Raw genomic sequence first — 17,708 nt, forward strand, 5'->3', positions numbered from 1 at the left:
GAACTATGGCATCTGTGCCACTGGTCGCCCCGCTCGGAACGGTCCAATCTAGTACTGGACAACGAGTGACCCGGTATCTGAAAGGGAACGCATATTCATGACCGGTCGAGTGGCAATCAACGGCTTCGGACGCATCGGACGCGGGGTGCTGCGCGCGATGCTCGAGCAGGACAGCGGACTGGAGCTCGTCGCGATCAACGACCTCACGGACGCGGCGACGCTGGCCCACCTGCTTGCACGTGACAGCCTGTACGGCAAGCTCCCGGAGCCCGTCTCCGTCGACGGCGGCGACCTCATCGTCGGCGAACGCCGCATCAAGATCCTCGCGGAGCGCGACCCCGCGAAGCTCCCCTGGGGGGAGCTCGGCGTCGACGCCGTGCTCGAGTCGACGGGCTTCTTCACGAAGCGGGAGGACGCCCACAAGCACGTCGAGGCCGGTGCCCGCCGCGTGCTCGTGAGTGCGCCGGCGAAGGGCGCGGACCTGACCGTCGTGGTCGGCGTGAACGACGGGCTCTACGACCCCGAGCAGCACACGATCCTCTCGAACGCCTCGTGCACGACGAACGCCCTCGCCCCCATCGCGCAGGTGCTCGACGAGCTCGCCGGGATCGAGTACGGGTCCATGCTCACCGTGCACGCCTACACGGCCGACCAGCGCCTGCAGGACGCGCCGCACGCCGACCTGCGCCGTGCCCGTGCCGCCGGCCTGAACATCGTGCCGACCTCGACGGGCGCCGCGACGGCGATCGGGCTCGTGCTGCCGCAGCTCGACGGCAAGCTCAGCGGGGGCTCCGTGCGGGTGCCGGTGCCCGTCGGATCGATCGTCGAGCTCACGGCCACGGTCTCCCGCGAGGTCACGAGGGACGAGGTGCTCGCGGCCTATCGCGCCGCCGCCGCCGGGCCGCTCGCCGGGGTGCTCGAGTACTCGGAGGAGCCGCTGGTCTCCTCCGATATCGTCGGCGACCCGCACTCCTCGGTGTTCGACTCCGAACTCACCCACGTGGACGGCAGGCACGTCAAGGTGACCGCCTGGTACGACAACGAGTGGGGCTTCTCCAACCGCGCGGTGCAGGTGCTCACGAAGCTCGCCGCCTGAGCGCAGCCGGAGCGGTGCTCCGGCCTCCAGACCGCAGTCGATCGCGCGAGTGGCCCGCTCGTGCGGACGGCTGTCCGATGCCCCGTCCCGATCCCGGGGCGGGGCATCCCCCTTGTGCTACCGGGTGCGCTCGGCGCGCGCGGGAAGGCGCCGCAGCAGCGCGGCGATCAGGCGCCAGCCGACCAGGAAGGCGCCGAGCGCGACGGCGGTGACGACGACGAAGGGCAGCGCGAGTCCGCCGCCGCCGAGACCCCGCAGAGCGAGCCCGAGCGCCACGGTGCCGAGCCAGACGGGCAGGCCCGAGCGCAGCGGCGCGAGCGGGCGCCGGAAGACGGCCGCCGCGATCCAGACGACCGTGAGGGCTGCGAGGAACGGCCAGGCCGTGCCGAACAGGCCGCCCAGCGTGGCCTCGCGCGCATGCTCGCTCCGGCCGAGCCAGGCGAACAGCACGACGAGCGTGGCGTCGAGGACGAGCGCCCCGACGATGCTCCCCGTCCCCGCGGCGCGCCGCCCGGCCTGGGCGACCGCGGTGGTCGCGCCGCTCACGCGCGCGCCCCGTCGATGAGCGCGACCACCGCGTCGTGCAGCGCCCCGTTCGTCGCGAGGGAGCTGCCGTTCCAGGCGCTCGCGTTGCCGGCGATGTCGGTGAAGCGACCGCCGGCCTCTCGCACGATGGGGACGAGCGCGGCGAGGTCGTAGGGCTTCACATCGAACTCCGCGACGATGTCGACGAGCCCCTCGGCGAGCAGCATGTACGACCACATGTCCCCGTAGGCGCGGTCCCGCCACACCGACCGGGCGAGGGCGATCAGGGGCTGCAGATAGCCGGCGAGATCCCACTGCTCGATGCTCTGGAAGCTCAGCGAGGCGTGCTCGAGCTCGCGCACGCCGGAGACGCGCAGGCGTCGCACGGCCTCGCCCGCGGTCCGGCTCCACGCCCCGCCGCCCGTCTCGGCCCACCAGCGCGCCCCGAAGGCCGGGGCCGAGACGACGCCGACGGTCGGCGAGCCGGCGATCTCGAGGGCGATGAGCGTCCCCCAGTTGGGCACGCCGCGGAGGAAGTTCGAGGTGCCGTCGATGGGATCGATGATCCACCTCCGGTCCCCGCGCTCGGCGCGGCCGGACTCCTCGCCGAAGAAGCTGTCGCCGGGACGCTCCGACTCGATCCGCGCCCGCAGCGCCTCCTCCACCGCCCGATCGGCATCGGTGACGAAGGTGCGGTCGGGCTTCGTCTCCACGGCGAGGTCGGCGGCGCGGAACCGGGGGAGCGAGATCGCATCCGCGAGCTCCGCGAGCTCGAGGGCGAACGCGAGATCCGCGGAGGGGGCGGGGGGCGTGTCGGTCATGGGCGTCCTTCGCGAATGTGGCGTGAACTGGGGGTGAATCGATTCCGGAACAACGACAAAGGCCCGAGATCGTGATGATCTCGGGCCTGAACCGTGCGCCCTCACGGGCTCGAACCGTGGACCCGCTGATTAAGAGTCAGCTGCTCTACCAACTGAGCTAAAGGCGCATTCCGCCGCCCGGGAGGCCATCCTCGCCGTGCAACAGAGAAAACTCTAGCACGGCCGCGAGGCGCTCCCAAATCCGAGGCGGCGGCGCACGGATTCCGCGCGTGTCACGTCGCGCGGTCGGACCGCGCGCTACTTCCGCGCTTTGCGCGCCGAGTCGAAGTCGTCGTCCTGCTCCTGCATCGCGACGCTCGCGACGGCGAGGGCGAGGCCCGCGAGCCAGACGCCCCAGACGAGGAGGCGGCGCCAGTCCCTCCGCATGCCGGCGGTCCGCTTGGCGGTCGACGCGGCGCCCAGCGCCGCGCCGAGGACTCCCGGGTTCGTGACGTACTTGCCGATCGACATGCTCGCTCCTCCGCCGCTCGTCCGTCTGGTGCCGACGGCCTCCAGCCTAGCGTCCGCGCCGCCCCGCGTGCGATATCCTGGCAGCGCGACCCCGCATCCCGCGGGGCGCGACGTGCCAGCGGCACGCAGACGTCGACACCGTGAAGGAGTGCCCAGGATGGCGAAGCAGGAGACCGGGAACCTGTTCGAGGAGAGCTCGCAGGGCGCGGTGGGCGCGGTGACCGCCGTCGTCTTCATCCTCTCGATGGTGCTCGCGTTCGGCGGCTTCGTCCTCATGAGCTACGGCGTCAACCCCGAGCTCGGCGCCGCGGAGGTTTGGACGTTCGCCGCGGGCCTCGCCGCGACGATCCTCGGCTTCGTGATCCCCTTCACCTGGCTCCCCGCGATCGGCAAGTAGCGCCGGGGCCGGGGCCGCGCCGCGGCCCCTCCGGGCATGCCGCAGGGCATAGACTGTGCGCATGGCAGAGATCGATATGAAGCCGCGCAGTCGCGACGTCACCGACGGGATCGAGAAGGCCGCCGCCCGGGGCATGCTCCGAGCGGTCGGCATGGGGGATGAGGACTGGGACAAGCCCCAGATCGGCATCGCGAGCTCCTGGAACGAGATCACCCCGTGCAACCTGAGCCTCGACCGGCTCGCGCAGGGCGCGAAGGAGGGCGTGCACTCCGGGGGCGGCTACCCGCTCCAGTTCGGCACGGTCTCGGTCTCCGACGGCATCTCGATGGGCCACGAGGGCATGCACTTCTCCCTCGTCTCGCGCGAGGTCATCGCGGACTCCGTCGAGACCGTGATGATGGCCGAGCGCCTCGACGGCTCGGTGCTGCTGGCCGGCTGCGACAAGTCCCTGCCCGGCATGCTCATGGCCGCGGCCCGCCTCGACCTCGCCTCCGTCTTCCTGTACGCCGGGTCGATCGCGCCGGGCTGGGTGAAGCTCACCGACGGCACTGAGAAGGAAGTCACCATCATCGACGCCTTCGAAGCGGTCGGGGCGTGCAAGGCCGGCACCATGAGCGAGGAGGACCTCAAGCGCATCGAGTGCGCCATCGCCCCGGGCGAGGGCGCCTGCGGCGGCATGTACACGGCCAACACCATGGCCTCGATCGCCGAGGCGCTCGGCATGAGCCTGCCGGGCTCCGCGGCGCCGCCGAGCGCCGACCGCCGACGCGATTACTACGCGCACCGCTCCGGCGAAGCGGTGGTGAACATGCTGCGCCTCGGCATCACGGCGCGCGACATCCTCACCAAGAAGGCGTTCGAGAACGCGATCACGCTGCTCATGGCGTACGGCGGATCCACGAACGCGGTGCTGCACCTCCTCGCGATCGCCCGCGAGGCCGAGGTGGATCTCACGCTCGAGGACTTCAACCGCATCGGCGCGAAGGTGCCCCACCTCGCCGACATGAAGCCCTTCGGCAAGTACGTCATGGCCGACATCGATCGCCAGGGCGGCGTGCCCGTCGTGCTCAAGGCCCTGCTCGACGCCGGGCTGCTGCACGGCGACGCGCTCACGGTCACCGGCAAGACCATGGCCGAGAACCTCGCCGAGCTGAACCCCGATCCGCTCGACGGCGAGGTCGTGCATCAGCTCGACGATCCGATCCACGAGACGGGCGGCCTCACCATCCTGCACGGCACGCTCGCCCCCGAGGGCGCCGTCGTGAAGACCGCGGGCTTCGACGCCGACGTCTTCGAGGGGCCCGCCCGGGTGTTCGAGCGCGAGCGCGCGGCGATGGACGCCCTCACCGAGGGCAAGATCGGCAAGGGCGACATCGTCGTCATCCGCTACGAGGGTCCGAAGGGCGGGCCCGGCATGCGCGAGATGCTCGCGATCACCGGCGCCATCAAGGGCGCGGGGCTCGGGAAAGATGTACTACTATTGACGGACGGACGATTCTCGGGCGGCACAACCGGCCTCTGCATCGGCCATATTGCACCTGAGGCGACGGACGGCGGTCCGGTCGCACTGGTTCGCGACGGAGACCTGATTCGGGTCGATATCGCCGCACGAACGCTCGATCTGCTGGTAGAACCCGCTGAGCTCGAGGCCCGACGAGACACCTGGGCCCCGCTTCCCCCGCGGTACACGCGCGGCGTCCTCGCGAAGTACGCGAAACTCGTGGGCTCGGCCTCCGAAGGCGCCGTCACCGGCTAGCACGTCGACCCGCGCGCCCCGCGCGCCGGCTCGGCCCGTGGACCGCGACTCCATCTACGATCACGAAAGCTTGACATGACCTCGGATTCGAGTGCAATCCCCTCACCCTCCGCGTCCACGCGCGGCGAACGGATGACCGGCGCGCAAGCGGTCATCCGCAGCCTCGAGGCGCTCGGCGTCAGCGACGTCTTCGGCCTGCCCGGCGGCGCGGTGCTTCCCCTGTACGACGCGCTCATGGACGCCGACACCCTGCGCCACGTGCTCGTGCGCCACGAGCAGGGCGGCGGCCACGCGGCCGAGGGCTTCGCCGCGGCCTCCGGAGAGGTCGGCGTCTGCATCGCCACCTCAGGCCCCGGCGCGACGAACCTCGTCACCGCGATCGCCGACGCCTACATGGACTCGGTGCCGCTGCTCGCGATCACCGGGCAGGTGTTCTCGCACCTCATGGGGACGGACGCCTTCCAGGAGGCGGACATCGTCGGGATCACGATGCCGATCACCAAGCACTCCTTCCAGGTGCTCCGCGCGGAGGACGTGCCGGGGGCGATCGCGGCCGCGTACCACCTCGCCTCGACCGGTCGGCCCGGCCCGGTGCTCGTCGACATCACGAAGGACGCGCAGGAGGACGAGTTCGACTTCGTCTGGGATCCGCGCGTCGAGCTCGCGGGCTACCGACCGATCACGAAGGCGAACAGCAAGCAGATCCAGGCCGCGGCCGATCTCATCGCCGAGGCGAAGCGCCCCGTGTTCTACGTCGGCGGCGGCGTCGTGCGCGCCGGAGCGGCGGCGGAGCTGCGGCAGCTCGTCGAGCTCGTCGGCGCGCCCGTCGTGACGACGCTCATGGCGCGCGGCGTCTTCCCCGACTCGCACCGCCAGCATCTCGGCATGCCAGGCATGCACGGCACGGTGCCCGCCGTGCTCGCGCTGCAGGAGGCCGATCTGCTCATCACGCTCGGCGCCCGATTCGACGATCGGGTGACGGGCAAGGCGGCGCTCTTCGCCCCCGAGGCGAAGGTGATCCACGCCGACATCGACCCGGCCGAGATCGGCAAGATCCGGGCGGCGGACGTGCCGATCGTCGGCGACGCCGCCGAGGTGATCGCCGACCTCTTCGCCGCCGTCTCCACCGCCAAGGTGAGCCGCGAGTGCGCGAACCTCGGCGAGTGGTGGCAGCGCCTCGACGCGCTGCGCGCGAAGTTCCCGCTCGGATACCAGGAGACGAGCGACGGGCTGCTCTCGCCCCAGCACGTCATCCAGCGGATCGGCGAGCTGACGGGGCCGGAGGGGGTGTACGCCGCCGGCGTCGGCCAGCACCAGATGTGGGCCGCCCAGTTCATCGGGTACGAGCGGCCGAACGCGTGGCTGAACTCTGGCGGGGCCGGCACCATGGGCTACGCCGTGCCCGCCGCCATGGGGGCGAAGGTCGCCGAGCCCGAGCGCGTCGTGTGGGCGATCGACGGCGACGGCTGCTTCCAGATGACGAACCAGGAGCTCGCCACCTGCGTGGTGAACGACATCCCGATCAAGGTCGCGGTGATCAACAACTCCTCGCTCGGCATGGTGCGGCAGTGGCAGACCCTCATCTACGACGGCCGCTACTCGAACACCGAGCTCAACACGGGCCACGGCTCGCAGCGCGTGCCCGACTTCGTCAAGCTCGGGGAGGCCTACGGCTGCCTCGCGATCCGCGTGGAGCGGGAGGATCAGGTCGACGACGCGATCCGGCTCGCGCTCGAGACCAACGACCGCCCCGTCGTGATCGACTTCGTCGTGAGCGCCGACGCCATGGTGTGGCCGATGGTCCGCCAGGGCACTTCGAACAGCGACGTCCAGTACGCACTCGATCACAGCCCCGAATGGGAGGGGGAGTAACCATGAGCCGCCACGTACTCAGCCTCCTCGTCGAGGACAAGCCGGGTCTGCTGACCCGTGTCGCGGGGCTCTTCGCCCGCCGCGGCTTCAACATCGAGTCGCTGGCCGTCGGCCCGACGGAGATGCGCGGGCTCTCGCGCATCACCGTGGTCGTCGATCAGGACGAGCTGCTGCTGGAGCAGGTGACGAAGCAGCTCAACAAGCTCGTCAACGTGATCAAGATCGTCGAGCTCGAGGAGTCGACCTCGGTGCAGCGCGAGCACGTGCTCATCAAGGTCCGCGCCGACAACCAGTCCCGTTCGCACGTGCTCGAGGCGGTCACCCTGTTCCGCGCCCGCGTCGTCGACGTCGTCCCCGACGCGCTCACCATCGAGGTGACCGGCGACACGGGGAAGATCGAGGCGTTCCTGAAGGTCCTCGAGCCCTACGGCATCAAGGAGATCGCGCAGTCCGGGCTCATCGCGATGGGCCGCGGCTCCAAGTCGATCACGGAGCGCGTCTTCAAGAACTGACGGCGCGCGCGTCCGCAACGCGGACGACGGCGTCGCGGACCGGCGGCGCGACAGATTCCACGAACCACAACACAAAGGAGAACGCCAAGTGGCTGAGATGTACTACGACGAGGACGCCGATCTCTCGATCATCCAGGGCAAGAAGGTGGCCGTGGTCGGCTACGGCTCGCAGGGGCACGCGCACGCGATGAACCTCCGCGACTCGGGCGTCGACGTCGTCATCGCGCTCAAGGAGGGCTCGAAGTCCATCCCCAAGGCGGAGGAGGCCGGTTTCACGGTGAAGTCCGTCGCCGACGCGACCGAGTGGGCCGATCTCATCATGATCCTCGCCCCCGATCAGCATCAGCGCTCGATCTACACCGAGTCGATCAAGGACAAGCTGACCGCGGGCAAGACCCTCGCCTTCGCGCACGGCTTCAACATCCGCTTCGGCTACATCGAGACGCCCGAGGGCGTCGACGTCATCCTCGTCGCCCCGAAGGCGCCCGGGCACACCGTGCGCCGCGAGTTCGAGGCCGGCCGCGGCATCCCCGACATCATCGCCGTCGAGGTCGACGCCTCGGGCTCCGCCTGGGAGACCGCGAAGTCCTACGCGAAGGCGATCGGCGGCACGCGCGCCGGCGTCATCAAGACGACCTTCACCGAGGAGACCGAGACCGATCTCTTCGGCGAGCAGTCCGTGCTCTGCGGCGGCACCAGCCACCTCGTGCAGTACGGCTTCGAGGTGCTCACCGAGGCCGGCTACCAGCCGGAGATCGCATACTTCGAGGTGCTCCACGAGCTCAAGCTCATCGTCGACCTGATGTGGGAGGGCGGCATCGCCAAGCAGCGCTGGTCGATCTCGGACACGGCGGAGTTCGGCGACTACGTCTCCGGCCCCCGCGTCATCGGGCCCGAGGTCAAGGAGCGCATGCAGGAGGTGCTCGCGGACATCCAGTCGGGCGCCTTCGCGAAGCGCTTCATCGACGATCAGGATGCCGGTGCCCCCGAGTTCCAGGCGCTGCGCGCCAAGGAGGAGCAGCACCCGATCGAGAAGACGGGCGTCGAGCTGCGCAAGCTCTTCGCGTGGCAGCAGCAGGACTCCGACTACGTCGACGGTTCGGCCGCGCGCTGATCGACTGCGCGAGACGAGGCCCCGGGGATCCGCACGGATCCCCGGGGCCTCGGTCGTGCGGTGCGGCCTCCGGGCGCGGGCCCGGCGGTCCGCCGCGCGGCCGTGCGGCGTTCAGCGGTCCGCGCTGCGGGGGAATCGCCAGGCGATGAGGACCGCCGACACGGCGATGATCCCGAGGCACCAGGCGAGCGCCGCGAGGCCGTGCGGTGCTCCCGCGCCGGTGAGGGCCCAGCGGATGGTGTCCACGAGCGGACCGACCGGCTGGTGCTCGGCGAAGCCCCTGAGCCACACGGGCATCGTGTCGACGGGCACGAACGCGCTCGAGAGGTAGGGCAGGAACAGCAGCGCGAACCCGTACCCGTTGGCGGTCTCGGGGCTCGAGGCGACCATGCCGACGAAGGCGAAGAGCGCCGTGATGGCGAGGATCCAGAGCGCCACGAGCCCGAGAGCCGCGCCCCAGCCCGCGAGCCCCGCGCTCGGGCGGAAGCCGAGCGCGAAGGCCGCTCCGATGACGATCGCCGTGGCCAGCAGGTTCCTGATGAGGCTGGCGACGATGTGCCCGACCAGCACGGTCGGCACGCTGACGGGCATGGTGCGGAAGCGGCGCATGGCCCCGAGCGTGAAGTCGCGGTTCACCGCGACCGCGACCGAGGAGGCGCCGAAGCCGGCGCAGACCAGGATCACTCCGGGGACCACGAAGTCGATGTACCCCTGCGGTTTGATGGCGCCGCCGAAGATCAGCGTGAAGACGAGCATGAGGAGCACGGGCAGGGCGATGGCCATGATGAGGCCCTCGCCGTCGCGCAGGCTGTGGAGGAGGCTGCGGCGGATGAAGACGCCGCTCGAGCGGAGCGGGCCGGCGCCGCGGTGGTCGGCGGCCGCCCGGTGGGCGGATCCGTCCGTCGCGGTCGGGGCGGAGCGGCGGGGTGCGGTCATGATCGTCCTTCCGGGGTGCTGCCGACGAGCGCCCGGAAGGCGTCGTCGAGGGTGGGGGTGCGCAGTTCGACGCGCGCGCCGCGATCCGTCTCGGGCAGGGCGTCGAGGGCCGCCCGGATCGATGCGGCGCTGCCGTCCGTGTCGATCGAGCGCCGCGCGTCGCCCGCGTCGTCGAGGAGCACGAGCTGCGAGCCGCCGACGCGCGCGGTGAGCTCGGCGGCCGTGCCGTCGGCGATGATGCGCCCGTGCTCGAGCACCGCGATGCGGTCGGCGAGGGCCTCGGCCTCGTCGAGGGTCTGGGTGGTGAGGAAGACGGTGGTGCCGGTCGCCGCGAAGCGCCGTACGTCGTCCCAGAGGCTGCGGCGGCTGAGCGGATCGAGACCCGTGGTCGGCTCGTCGAGGAAGAGCACGGGCGGCTGGGTGATGAACGACGCGGCGAGGTCCAGCCGTCGTCGCATGCCGCCCGAGTAGCCCGAGACCGGTCGATCGGCGGCCTCGACGAGGGCGAACTGCTCGAGCAGCTCGTCGGCCCGGCGCGCCCCGCGGCGGCCGAGTCCGAGGAGCGCCGACAGCATGACGAGGTTCTCGCGGCCGGTGAGCAGCTGATCGAGGGTCGCCTCCTGGCCGGTGGCGCCGATGCGCCTCCGGGCAGCCGCGGGGGAGCGCACGACGTCGACGCCGCAGATGGTGGCTGTGCCCGCGTCGGGGGCGACGAGCGTCGTGAGGATCGAGACGAGCGTCGACTTGCCCGCGCCGTTGCGGCCGAGCAGGGCGAAGACGCCGCCGTCGATCTCGAGGTCGAGGCGGTCGAGCACCGGGTGCCGGTAGCGCTTCACGAGTCCTGTGATGCGGATCGCGCGGTCCATGGGGGTCCTTTCCCGAGAGGTGTATGCGACATAAGCAGTATGCGTCATAAACTGTATGTGTGCAACACCGTGTGCCTGGCATACAGTGGAGGCGGAAGGTGGGTGCATGTCGGAAGCAGTGTCACGGCTGATCTCGCTCGCGTGGGGCGTCGCGGCCGCCCCGCAGCGCGGTCCCAAGCGCGAGCTCAGCCACGAGCGGATCGTGGAGGCGGCGATCGGCATCGCCGATGCCGAGGGGCTCGCGGCGGTCACCATGCAGCGGGTGGCGCAGAGCTTCGGCTTCACGACCATGGCCCTGTACCGGTACGTCGCCTCGAAGGACGAGCTCTCGCAGCTCATGCTCGACGCGGCCTCGGGCGACGCCGAGTGGGCCGTCGACGAGAGCGATTGGCGCCTCGGGCTCGAGCAGTGGGCGCGCGAACTCGAGGCGCTCCACGAACGGCACCCGTGGATCATCGAGATCCCGCCCGCCGTGGAGGCGCTGCTCATGCCCGCGCAGATGCGCATCGTCGACACCGGGATGCGGGCCATGCGGACGCTGCCGGGGGACGACGAGCAGAAGCTCGCCGTGCTCATGCTGCTCTCCGTGCTCGTGTCCGGCTTCGCCCGGCAGCGCCGCAGCCTCGCCGCGGAGACGCCGCTGACGCCCGGTACCGTCGCGTTCGTCAGGGAGATCGTCGGCCAGGGGGCGTTCCCCGACGTGGAGCGGCTGATCGTCTCCGGCGCGTTCTTCGGCGACGGGGCCGGCGACGCCGCATCCGACGACCTGGGAGTGGTGCTGGATCTGCTGCTGCCCGGCATCGCCGACGGGATCGCCGCGACCGCGCGCGCGGATGACGCGGACGGCGGCTCCGGGGCGGATGACGCGGAGCCGTCCCCGGCGCGCGAACTCGCGCGCGCCGAACGTGAGCTCGCGGCCGCCACGGCGCTGCGGGCGGCGACGCAGCGCCGTGCCGGCGAGCTCGAGCGCCGGGTGGCGCGACTGCGCGAGCAGCGCGACCGCGCCAAGGACGCCGCGAAGGCGGCGGCGAAGGCGGCCGCCCGCGCCGCGGCGAAACCGGACCCCGGCGGCGCGGCGCGCGGACGGGGAGCCTAGCCCGGCCTCCCCGCGGCGGACCGCTTCGTCCGAGCCGTCGCCTGCGCCGTCCACGGATCCTCGGGCCAGGGATGCTTCGGATAGCGGCCGCGCATCTCGCGCCTCACCTCCTGATAGGGCCCGTTCCAGAAGGAGGAGAGATCCGCCGTGACGGCGAGCGGACGCCGCGCCGGCGAGAGGAGATGGACGAGCACGGGGACGCGTCCGGCGACGAGCCGCGGGGTGTCGGCGAGGCCGAAGCACTCCTGCAGCTTCGCCGCGATCACGGGCAGCTCGGCGTGCGCGCCGTCGTCCACCGCGCCGCGCCCCGGGGCGGGGTAGTCGATCCTCGCCGAGCCGCCCGAGGGCAGCGGCAGGCGCTCCGGCGCGAGCGCGTCCAGCTGCGCCGCCTCGGGCCAGGGGAGGAGCCGGCGCAGCGCCGTCGCCATGTCGAGGCGGTCGAGGGACGCGCCGGGGCGCAGCCGCGCGAGCTCCGGCCCGAGCCAGTCCTCGAGGCGGCCGAGCAGGGACGCGTCGTCCATGCGCGGCCACGGCTCGCCGAGCTCCCGGTGCAGCAGCGCGAGACGGCCGCGCAGGGAGACCGCGGCCGCCGGCCAGTCGAGCGCCCCGAGTCCGAGCTCCCTGAGGTGCGCCGTGAACGCCGGCGCCGTGTCCTCGGGGCGGGCGGCCACGGGCGTCGCCGCGAGCAGGATCGCGCCGAGGCGCCGCTCCTCGCGCACTCGCACGCGGCCGTCCTCGATGCGGGAGGCGCGCGTGCGGGTCAGGAGGGCGTCGCCGAGGGCGAGCGCTCCGGACTCCTCGAACGGAGCGGCGAGGCGGATGACGGCGCCCGTGCCGGCCGCGGCGCGCCCCTCGGCGCGCTGCACCTCCCGCACGGCGATCCATTCGCCGTCCAGGAGCGCGCTGCCCTCGGGGAGTGCCGCGCGCGTGCCGCTGGCGAGCAGGTAGGCCCGGGAGCCCTCGGAGACGCGCCGCGCGATCCACTCGGGCCGCGCGAGTGCGAGAACGATGCCGGCCGCCGCCGCGTCCGAACGTGCGACCGCGCCCGCCGCGCCCGTTCCGGCGGCGGGGCCCGACGTCGCAGCGTGCTCGCGGGCGATGCGCGCGAGCCGATCCCGCTCGCGGCGCCAGCGCGCCGCACCGGGCGCACGGCCGCCGCGGAGCTCGCGGAGGAGGCGCGGCAGATCCGCGCCCGCATCGCGATGATCGTCGGCGATCGCCGCCACGACCTCGGCGGCGCGCGCCGCGTCGCCGAGCGCGACGGCTCCCGCGAGCAGCGCGCGCGCCTCCCGCACCCCGACCGGCAGGCCCGCGACCGTGCGGCCGAGCGGCGTGATGCCGCCGGTGCCCGGCGACACGAGGCCGAGCGCGCCGAGCGTCGCCTCGGCGCGGGCCATCGCGCCCGGGGGCGGCGGCGTGGGGAAGCGGAAGCCGCGGCCTCCCGGGGCGCCCCAGGCCGCGAGCGCGAGGGCGGCGTCCGCGAGGTCGGCCGAAGCGATCTCGGGAGCCGCATCGGGGAGCATGCGCGCGAACTCCGCCTCCGAGTAGGCGCGGATCGCGCGCCCCGGGCCCTGCCGCGCCGCGCGGCCCGCGCGCTGCTCGGCGCTGGAGCGGGAGGCGCTGACGGTGACGAGGCCGGTCATGTCGCGGGAGCGGTCGCGACGGAGCTCCCGCGAGAGTCCGGCGTCGATCACGAGTCGCACGCCCGGCACCGTGAGCGAGCTCTCGGCGAGCGCCGTGCTCACGACGATGCGGGGCGGTTCGTCGACCCGCCTGCCGCGGACCGCGCGATCCTGATCCCGTGCCGGCACTCGGCCGTGCAGCGGCAGCACCTCGACGCCGCCGGCGCGCACCTCCGGCCGACCGCGCAGCAGCGCCAGCAGTGCGTCGACCTCGCGCGCGCCCGGCACGAACACGAGGGCGTCGACGCCGTCCTCGCGCTGCGCGCGCGCCGCGAGCTCCGCGAGGTGCGCGAGGAACCCGCGGGCGGCGCCTCGCGCGTCGAGGCGGGCCTCCGCCGGCGGCGCGTACTCGACGCGGAGGGGGTGCAGCGCCGCGGGCACCGCCACGATCGGCGCGGCGCCGCTCGCGTCGCCGAGCACCTCGGCGACGCGGTCGGCGTCGAGGGTCGCGGACATCGCCACGAGGAGGAGATCCTCCCGCAGGCTCCGCAGCTCGGCGAGCATGCCGAGCAGCAGCTCCCCGTCGAGGGAGCGCTCGTGCACCTCGTCGAGGATCACCGCGTCCACGCCGGCGAGCTCGGGGTCGCCCAGGAGGCGCCGCAGCAGCACCCCGGGCGTCACGGCCTCGAGGCGCGTCCCGGCGCCGACCGCGCGCTCGCCGCGGACGGTGAAGCCGACCGCGCCGCCGACGGCGCCGCCGTCGAGCGCGGCGATGCGAGCGGCCGCCGCGCGCACCGCCACCCGTCGCGGCTGCGTCAGCACGGTGCGACCGCCGCCGCGAGCCGCCACGAGGTCCGCGACGAGCGCCGGCACGAAGGTCGTCTTCCCGGTGCCGGGCGGCGCGGTGACGACCATCACGCCCCGCGCGGCGGAGGCCCGCAGCTCCGCCTCGGCCGCCGCGACGGGCAGGCCGGCGCCGATGGCGTCGAGGGCGAAGCGGTGCGCGGCGGTCATGCCCTCCAGCTTAGGGAGTGGCCGACTGCTCGGTGCCGGTCTCCTCGGTGCCGGTCTCCTCGGTGCCGCTCTCCTCGGTGCCGCTGGCTCCGGTGCCGGCCTCCCCGCTGCCCGGTTCGTCCGCGCCGGTGGCGGGATCGCCGACCGCCGGGCCCTCGCCGGAGACCGCAGCCTCGACGGCGGCGACCTGCTCGTCGCTGTAGCCGCAGTAGTTCACGGCCTCGCTCTGCCAGCGCTTGGTCAGGCGTTCCTTGCCGGCCTCGTGCGCGGCGGCCACGGTGCCCTGATAGATCTGCCCGTCTGCGGACTCCTTGTTGACGTCCGGCACGGCCTCGCAGACGTGGAACACCGAGCCGCCCTTCACCCAGTACACGAGATCCTCGCCCGTGAGCTGCTGCACGATGTTCGTCTCCTCCGCGTACTGCTCCTGCGAGGGGGAGTCGTACGAGATGCCGAACGCCGCCGCGATGAGCAGCACGACGACGCCGATGCCGCCCGCCACGGCCTTCTGCTTGCCGTCCATGTTCTTGTTCATGAAGATCAGGATGATGAGCGGCAGGAACGCGATGATCGCCACGATCGCGCCGAGCTGGTTCTGGATGAAGAACCGCACTGCATCCTGCCGGGATGCCGGATCGAGGCGGTTCGCCTGCTTCCAGACGAGCGAGCCGAGCACCGACAGCACGCCGGTCGCGACGATGAGCACGATCAGCAGCCAGAAGATCACCGGCACCTGCTTGAGCACCCAGAAGATCGCGAAGGCCTCGAGCCCGATCGCGACGATCCAGGCCGCCCAGGCGATCCAGCGCAGGCGGGTCGCCTTCGCCTTCGCCTCGGGCGTCGGGGTCCACGCCGGGCCGGCGCCGGGGTCTCCCGACGAGTGCGCACCCGGCGCCTGGGCGCGCTGCTCGACGCGGACGACCTTCTTCTGCGGCGTATCGGACACGGGAGCTCCTCCGGTGTGGCTCGGCGACCTGGGAATGCTCTCAGACTAGCGGGATCGGCGAGTTCGGAGGTAGCGCCGATACGCTGGGGGGATGCGCAAGAAGACCCCACGCGAGCCTCGGGAGAGCGCACTCGCGAGCGGATGGACGGTCGAGGGCGAGGGCGCCGGGATCGCTGAGGAGCCGCCCGTCGCCGACCCCGTCGCCGCGATCGACGCCGCGACGGCCGATCCGCCGGAGCCGGGGGAGGAGGGCGCCCCGCGGCAGATGTCGAACGGCGCGCTCGTCGTGCTCGGCGTCTTCGGGGGCCTGTACATGCTCTACGCCTGGGGCTGGCTCGTCATCGCGCAGGCCTACGCCGAGTTCACGGCGTTCACCGCCGCCGGCAGCGGTGCGCTCGGGCAGACCCTGCAGCAGATCCTGCTCTGGGCGGCGCCCGGCGCGCCGGTGCTCTGGTTCCTCGCGGCGCTCGCCGCGAGCCGCGGCGGACGCACCCGGCGCCTGGCGCTCCTGCTGCTCGTCGGCGCGGTCGTGCTGCTGCCCCTGCCCATGCTCGTCGCGAGTGGAGCCTGAGATGATCCGCACCGTCACCGTCTGGATCATCGGGATCCTCCTCGCCGGGCTCTACGTCTACGCGGCGATCGCCGGCGTCGGCAACTTCATCGGCATGCACGGACTCGGCGCCGCCCTCGGCACGGGGCTCAGCGCGTCGGGGTGGGTGTGGCTCATGCTCGGGATCGCGCTGCCGATCGCGCTGCTCGCCGCGGCGCTCCTCCTCGGTCGGCGGCGGTCGTCGGGCTTCAGGCTGCTGCTGCTCGCCGCGGGCATCGCGGTGCTCGGGGCGCTGCAGATCGACATCATGCACCTCGTCCCCGAGTCGACGTATTTCGCGGCGTAACGGGCCCGCGCGGGGGCGGCGCCCGCGCGCAGTAGACTGGGAAGCGCGTGCCATGCGCGCATGTCCTCGTCACTGAACTGAAGGATCCGCTTGATGTCTGCGCCGGTCGTGCTGATCGCCGAACAACTGTCTCCCGCCACCATCGCCGCGCTCGGCCCGGACTTCGAGGTGGTGCACGTCGACGGCACCGACCGCGAGGCGCTCCGCTCGGCGCTCCGATCGGCCGATGCGATCCTCGTCCGCTCGGCGACGCAGCTCGACGCCGAGGCGATCGGCTGGGCGCCGCGGCTCAAGGTGATCGCCCGGGCCGGCGTCGGACTCGACAACGTCGACATCAAGGCCGCGACCCAGGCCGGTGTCATGGTGGTCAATGCGCCGACCTCGAACATCATCAGCGCCGCCGAGCTCACCGTCGCCCACATCCTCGGCCTCGCCAGGCATCTGCCGCGCGCCCACGCGTCGCTCTCCGCCGGCGCCTGGAAGCGGTCGGCGTTCACCGGCATCGAGCTCTACGAGAAGACCGTCGGCATCATCGGCCTCGGCCGCATCGGCGCCCTCGTCGCCGAGCGCCTGCGCGGATTCGGCGTGGAGCTCGTCGCCTACGATCCCTACGTCACGGCGGCGCGCGCCCAGCAGCTCGGCGTGCAGCTCGTCTCCCTCGAGGAGCTCGTCGAGCGCGCCGACTTCCTCACCATCCACATGCCGCGCACGCCGGAGACCCTCGGCATGATCGGCGAGGCGCAGCTCAAGGCCATGAAGTCCTCCGCCTACGTCGTGAACGTCGCCCGCGGCGGCCTCATCGACGAGGCGGCGCTCGCCGCCGCGCTCGCCGCGGGCGAGATCGCCGGCGCGGCGCTCGACGTGTTCGTGCAGGAGCCCCCCGCCGACACCGCGCTCACGGGTCTCGACCGCGTGAACGTCACCCCCCACCTGGGCGCCTCGACGGAGGAGGCCCAGGAGAAGGCCGGCGTCGCCGTCGCGAAGTCGGTGCGCCTCGCCCTCGCAGGCGACCTCGTGCCCGACGCGGTGAACGTCGCCGGAGGCGTCATCGACGAGTACGTGCGTCCCGGGCTCCCCCTCACCGAGAAGCTGGGCCAGGTGTTCGCCGGCCTCGCCGACGGGGCCATCGCATCCCTCGACATCGAGGTGCACGGCGAGCTCGCCGAGCACAAGGTCGAGGCGCTGCGCCTCGGCGCGCTCAAGGGGATCTTCTCGAAGGTCGTGAGCGACCCGGTCTCCTACGTCAACGCCCCGCTCCTCGCCGAGCAGCGCAACGTCGAGGTCCGGTTCACCGTCGATACCGTCTCCGAGAGCTACCGCAACGTCATCACCATCCGCGGTGCGCTCACCGACGGCACGACGCTGTCGGTCTCCGGAACGCTCACGGGCCCCAAGCAGGTCGAGAAGATCGTCGAGATCAACGGCTACGAGGTGGAGCTGCCGATCCCCGAGCACCTCGTCGTCTTCAGCTACACCGACCGCCCCGGCATCGTCGCGACCTACGGCGGCGTGCTCGGCGAGGCGGGCGTGAACATCGCCGGCCTGCAGATCGCGCGCGACGAGAAGCTCGGGAAGGCCCTGTCCGTGCTCTCCGTCGACGCCCCCGTGGAGGAATCGCTCATCGGTCTGCTGCGCGGTGCGATCGGCGCCGACGCGATCCACATGATCGATATCGACACGGTCTGAGGCCGCGGCGCCCGGGGCGCGACGGCTCGGCGCGGGCCCGGTG

At 72.4% G+C, this 17,708-nt stretch carries 16 protein-coding genes, 1 tRNA gene and 1 pseudogene; 10 read left to right on the forward strand and 8 right to left on the reverse strand.

Annotation, left to right across the window (positions count from 1 at the left end; all coding sequences use genetic code 11):
* Positions 1–97 precede the first annotated feature (97 nt).
* Positions 98–1,096 carry a type I glyceraldehyde-3-phosphate dehydrogenase gene (gene gap, locus MUN78_RS04930; RefSeq protein WP_244729204.1) on the forward strand — a complete coding sequence of 333 codons (999 nt, stop codon included), beginning with the start codon at positions 98–100 and terminating at the stop codon, positions 1,094–1,096.
* Between the two features lie 117 nt (positions 1,097–1,213).
* Here gap and MUN78_RS04935 read toward each other — a convergent pair whose 3' ends face one another.
* The 4 genes from MUN78_RS04935 to MUN78_RS04950 all read right to left on the reverse strand — a co-directional run bounded on the left by MUN78_RS04935 (position 1,214) and on the right by MUN78_RS04950 (position 2,952).
* Positions 1,214–1,642 (reverse strand): DUF3054 domain-containing protein, encoded by a 429-nt coding sequence (locus MUN78_RS04935; RefSeq protein WP_244729206.1) that lies wholly within the window; start codon positions 1,640–1,642, stop codon positions 1,214–1,216.
* Positions 1,639–2,442: an inositol monophosphatase family protein gene (locus MUN78_RS04940; RefSeq protein ID WP_244729208.1), complete on the reverse strand. Its 804-nt coding sequence runs from the start codon at positions 2,440–2,442 to the stop codon at positions 1,639–1,641. Before MUN78_RS04940 ends, MUN78_RS04935 begins: the two co-directional genes overlap by 4 nt.
* A gap of 94 nt (positions 2,443–2,536) precedes the next feature.
* A tRNA-Lys gene (locus tag MUN78_RS04945) sits at positions 2,537–2,609 on the reverse strand.
* Positions 2,610–2,739: 130 nt separating this feature from the next.
* Complete coding sequence (locus MUN78_RS04950; protein WP_244729209.1) at positions 2,740–2,952, reverse strand: hypothetical protein; 213 nt, start codon at positions 2,950–2,952, stop codon at positions 2,740–2,742.
* A 157-nt stretch (positions 2,953–3,109) separates the two neighbouring features.
* Between MUN78_RS04950 and MUN78_RS04955 the strand changes: the two genes are divergently transcribed.
* From MUN78_RS04955 to ilvC, 5 genes and pseudogenes are all read left to right on the forward strand, one after another.
* Positions 3,110–3,349 (forward strand): hypothetical protein, encoded by a 240-nt coding sequence (locus MUN78_RS04955; RefSeq protein ID WP_244693428.1) that lies wholly within the window; start codon positions 3,110–3,112, stop codon positions 3,347–3,349.
* Between the two features lie 61 nt (positions 3,350–3,410).
* Complete coding sequence (gene ilvD / locus MUN78_RS04960; protein ID WP_244693429.1) at positions 3,411–5,105, forward strand: dihydroxy-acid dehydratase; 1,695 nt, start codon at positions 3,411–3,413, stop codon at positions 5,103–5,105.
* A 132-nt stretch (positions 5,106–5,237) separates the two neighbouring features.
* A complete protein-coding gene (locus MUN78_RS04965; RefSeq protein ID WP_429951719.1) occupies positions 5,238–6,977 on the forward strand; it encodes an acetolactate synthase large subunit in 1,740 nt (579 codons plus the stop codon).
* A gap of 2 nt (positions 6,978–6,979) precedes the next feature.
* Positions 6,980–7,489, forward strand: coding sequence for an acetolactate synthase small subunit (ilvN, locus tag MUN78_RS04970; RefSeq protein ID WP_244693431.1), 510 nt, complete (start codon positions 6,980–6,982; stop codon positions 7,487–7,489).
* A 73-nt stretch (positions 7,490–7,562) separates the two neighbouring features.
* Positions 7,563–8,603 (forward strand): annotated as a pseudogene (gene ilvC / locus MUN78_RS04975) (ketol-acid reductoisomerase); the annotation flags it as partial.
* Between the two features lie 111 nt (positions 8,604–8,714).
* Here ilvC and MUN78_RS04980 read toward each other — a convergent pair.
* Positions 8,715–9,539, reverse strand: a complete 825-nt coding sequence (locus MUN78_RS04980; protein WP_244729211.1) for an ABC transporter permease — start codon at positions 9,537–9,539, stop codon at positions 8,715–8,717.
* Entirely contained in the window at positions 9,536–10,405 is an 870-nt protein-coding gene (locus tag MUN78_RS04985; protein WP_244729213.1) for an ABC transporter ATP-binding protein, read from the reverse strand. The genes MUN78_RS04980 and MUN78_RS04985 overlap by 4 nt, the downstream gene beginning before the upstream one ends.
* Positions 10,406–10,511: 106 nt before the next feature.
* Between MUN78_RS04985 and MUN78_RS04990 the strand changes: the two genes are divergently transcribed.
* The gene (locus MUN78_RS04990) at positions 10,512–11,501 is read left to right on the forward strand and encodes a TetR/AcrR family transcriptional regulator (RefSeq protein ID WP_244729215.1); all 990 of its coding nucleotides are present in this window, start codon (positions 10,512–10,514) and stop codon (positions 11,499–11,501) included.
* On the opposite strand, the gene hrpB is transcribed toward MUN78_RS04990, so the two are convergent.
* Positions 11,498–14,137 carry an ATP-dependent helicase HrpB gene (gene hrpB / locus MUN78_RS04995; RefSeq protein ID WP_244729217.1) on the reverse strand — a complete coding sequence of 880 codons (2,640 nt, stop codon included), beginning with the start codon at positions 14,135–14,137 and terminating at the stop codon, positions 11,498–11,500. The genes MUN78_RS04990 and hrpB overlap by 4 nt on opposite strands.
* Positions 14,138–14,147: 10 nt before the next feature.
* Positions 14,148–15,083 (reverse strand): hypothetical protein, encoded by a 936-nt coding sequence (locus MUN78_RS05000; RefSeq protein WP_244729219.1) that lies wholly within the window; start codon positions 15,081–15,083, stop codon positions 14,148–14,150.
* A gap of 91 nt (positions 15,084–15,174) precedes the next feature.
* On the opposite strand from MUN78_RS05000, the gene MUN78_RS05005 reads away from it, so the two are divergent.
* From MUN78_RS05005 to serA, 3 genes are all read left to right on the forward strand, one after another.
* Positions 15,175–15,654 carry a hypothetical protein gene (locus MUN78_RS05005; protein WP_244693438.1) on the forward strand — a complete coding sequence of 160 codons (480 nt, stop codon included), beginning with the start codon at positions 15,175–15,177 and terminating at the stop codon, positions 15,652–15,654.
* A 1-nt stretch (position 15,655) separates the two neighbouring features.
* Complete coding sequence (locus MUN78_RS05010; RefSeq protein ID WP_244693439.1) at positions 15,656–15,979, forward strand: hypothetical protein; 324 nt, start codon at positions 15,656–15,658, stop codon at positions 15,977–15,979.
* Between the two features lie 93 nt (positions 15,980–16,072).
* Positions 16,073–17,665, forward strand: coding sequence for a phosphoglycerate dehydrogenase (gene serA, locus MUN78_RS05015; RefSeq protein WP_244693440.1), 1,593 nt, complete (start codon positions 16,073–16,075; stop codon positions 17,663–17,665).
* The last annotated feature ends 43 nt before the right edge of the window (positions 17,666–17,708 follow it).

Origin of the sequence: Leucobacter allii, from assembly GCF_022919155.1 — a bacterium.
Classification (GTDB): Bacteria; Actinomycetota; Actinomycetes; order Actinomycetales; family Microbacteriaceae; genus Leucobacter; species Leucobacter allii.

Bases quoted from the DNA above. Each gene is read 5' to 3' on its own strand.
- gap (WP_244729204.1), top strand. From the start codon at position 98: ATGACCGGTCGAGTGGCAATCAACGGCTTCGGACGCATCGGACGCGGG.
- MUN78_RS04940 (WP_244729208.1), bottom strand. From the start codon at position 2,442: ATGACCGACACGCCCCCCGCCCCCTCCGCGGATCTCGCGTTCGCCCTC.
- MUN78_RS04950 (WP_244729209.1), bottom strand. From the start codon at position 2,952: ATGTCGATCGGCAAGTACGTCACGAACCCGGGAGTCCTCGGCGCGGCG.
- MUN78_RS04955 (WP_244693428.1), top strand. From the start codon at position 3,110: ATGGCGAAGCAGGAGACCGGGAACCTGTTCGAGGAGAGCTCGCAGGGC.
- ilvD (WP_244693429.1), top strand. From the start codon at position 3,411: ATGGCAGAGATCGATATGAAGCCGCGCAGTCGCGACGTCACCGACGGG.
- MUN78_RS04965 (WP_429951719.1), top strand. From the start codon at position 5,238: ATGACCGGCGCGCAAGCGGTCATCCGCAGCCTCGAGGCGCTCGGCGTC.
- ilvN (WP_244693431.1), top strand. From the start codon at position 6,980: ATGAGCCGCCACGTACTCAGCCTCCTCGTCGAGGACAAGCCGGGTCTG.
- MUN78_RS04980 (WP_244729211.1), bottom strand. From the start codon at position 9,539: ATGACCGCACCCCGCCGCTCCGCCCCGACCGCGACGGACGGATCCGCC.
- MUN78_RS04985 (WP_244729213.1), bottom strand. From the start codon at position 10,405: ATGGACCGCGCGATCCGCATCACAGGACTCGTGAAGCGCTACCGGCAC.
- MUN78_RS04990 (WP_244729215.1), top strand. From the start codon at position 10,512: ATGTCGGAAGCAGTGTCACGGCTGATCTCGCTCGCGTGGGGCGTCGCG.
- hrpB (WP_244729217.1), bottom strand. From the start codon at position 14,137: ATGACCGCCGCGCACCGCTTCGCCCTCGACGCCATCGGCGCCGGCCTG.
- MUN78_RS05005 (WP_244693438.1), top strand. From the start codon at position 15,175: ATGCGCAAGAAGACCCCACGCGAGCCTCGGGAGAGCGCACTCGCGAGC.
- MUN78_RS05010 (WP_244693439.1), top strand. From the start codon at position 15,656: ATGATCCGCACCGTCACCGTCTGGATCATCGGGATCCTCCTCGCCGGG.
- serA (WP_244693440.1), top strand. From the start codon at position 16,073: ATGTCTGCGCCGGTCGTGCTGATCGCCGAACAACTGTCTCCCGCCACC.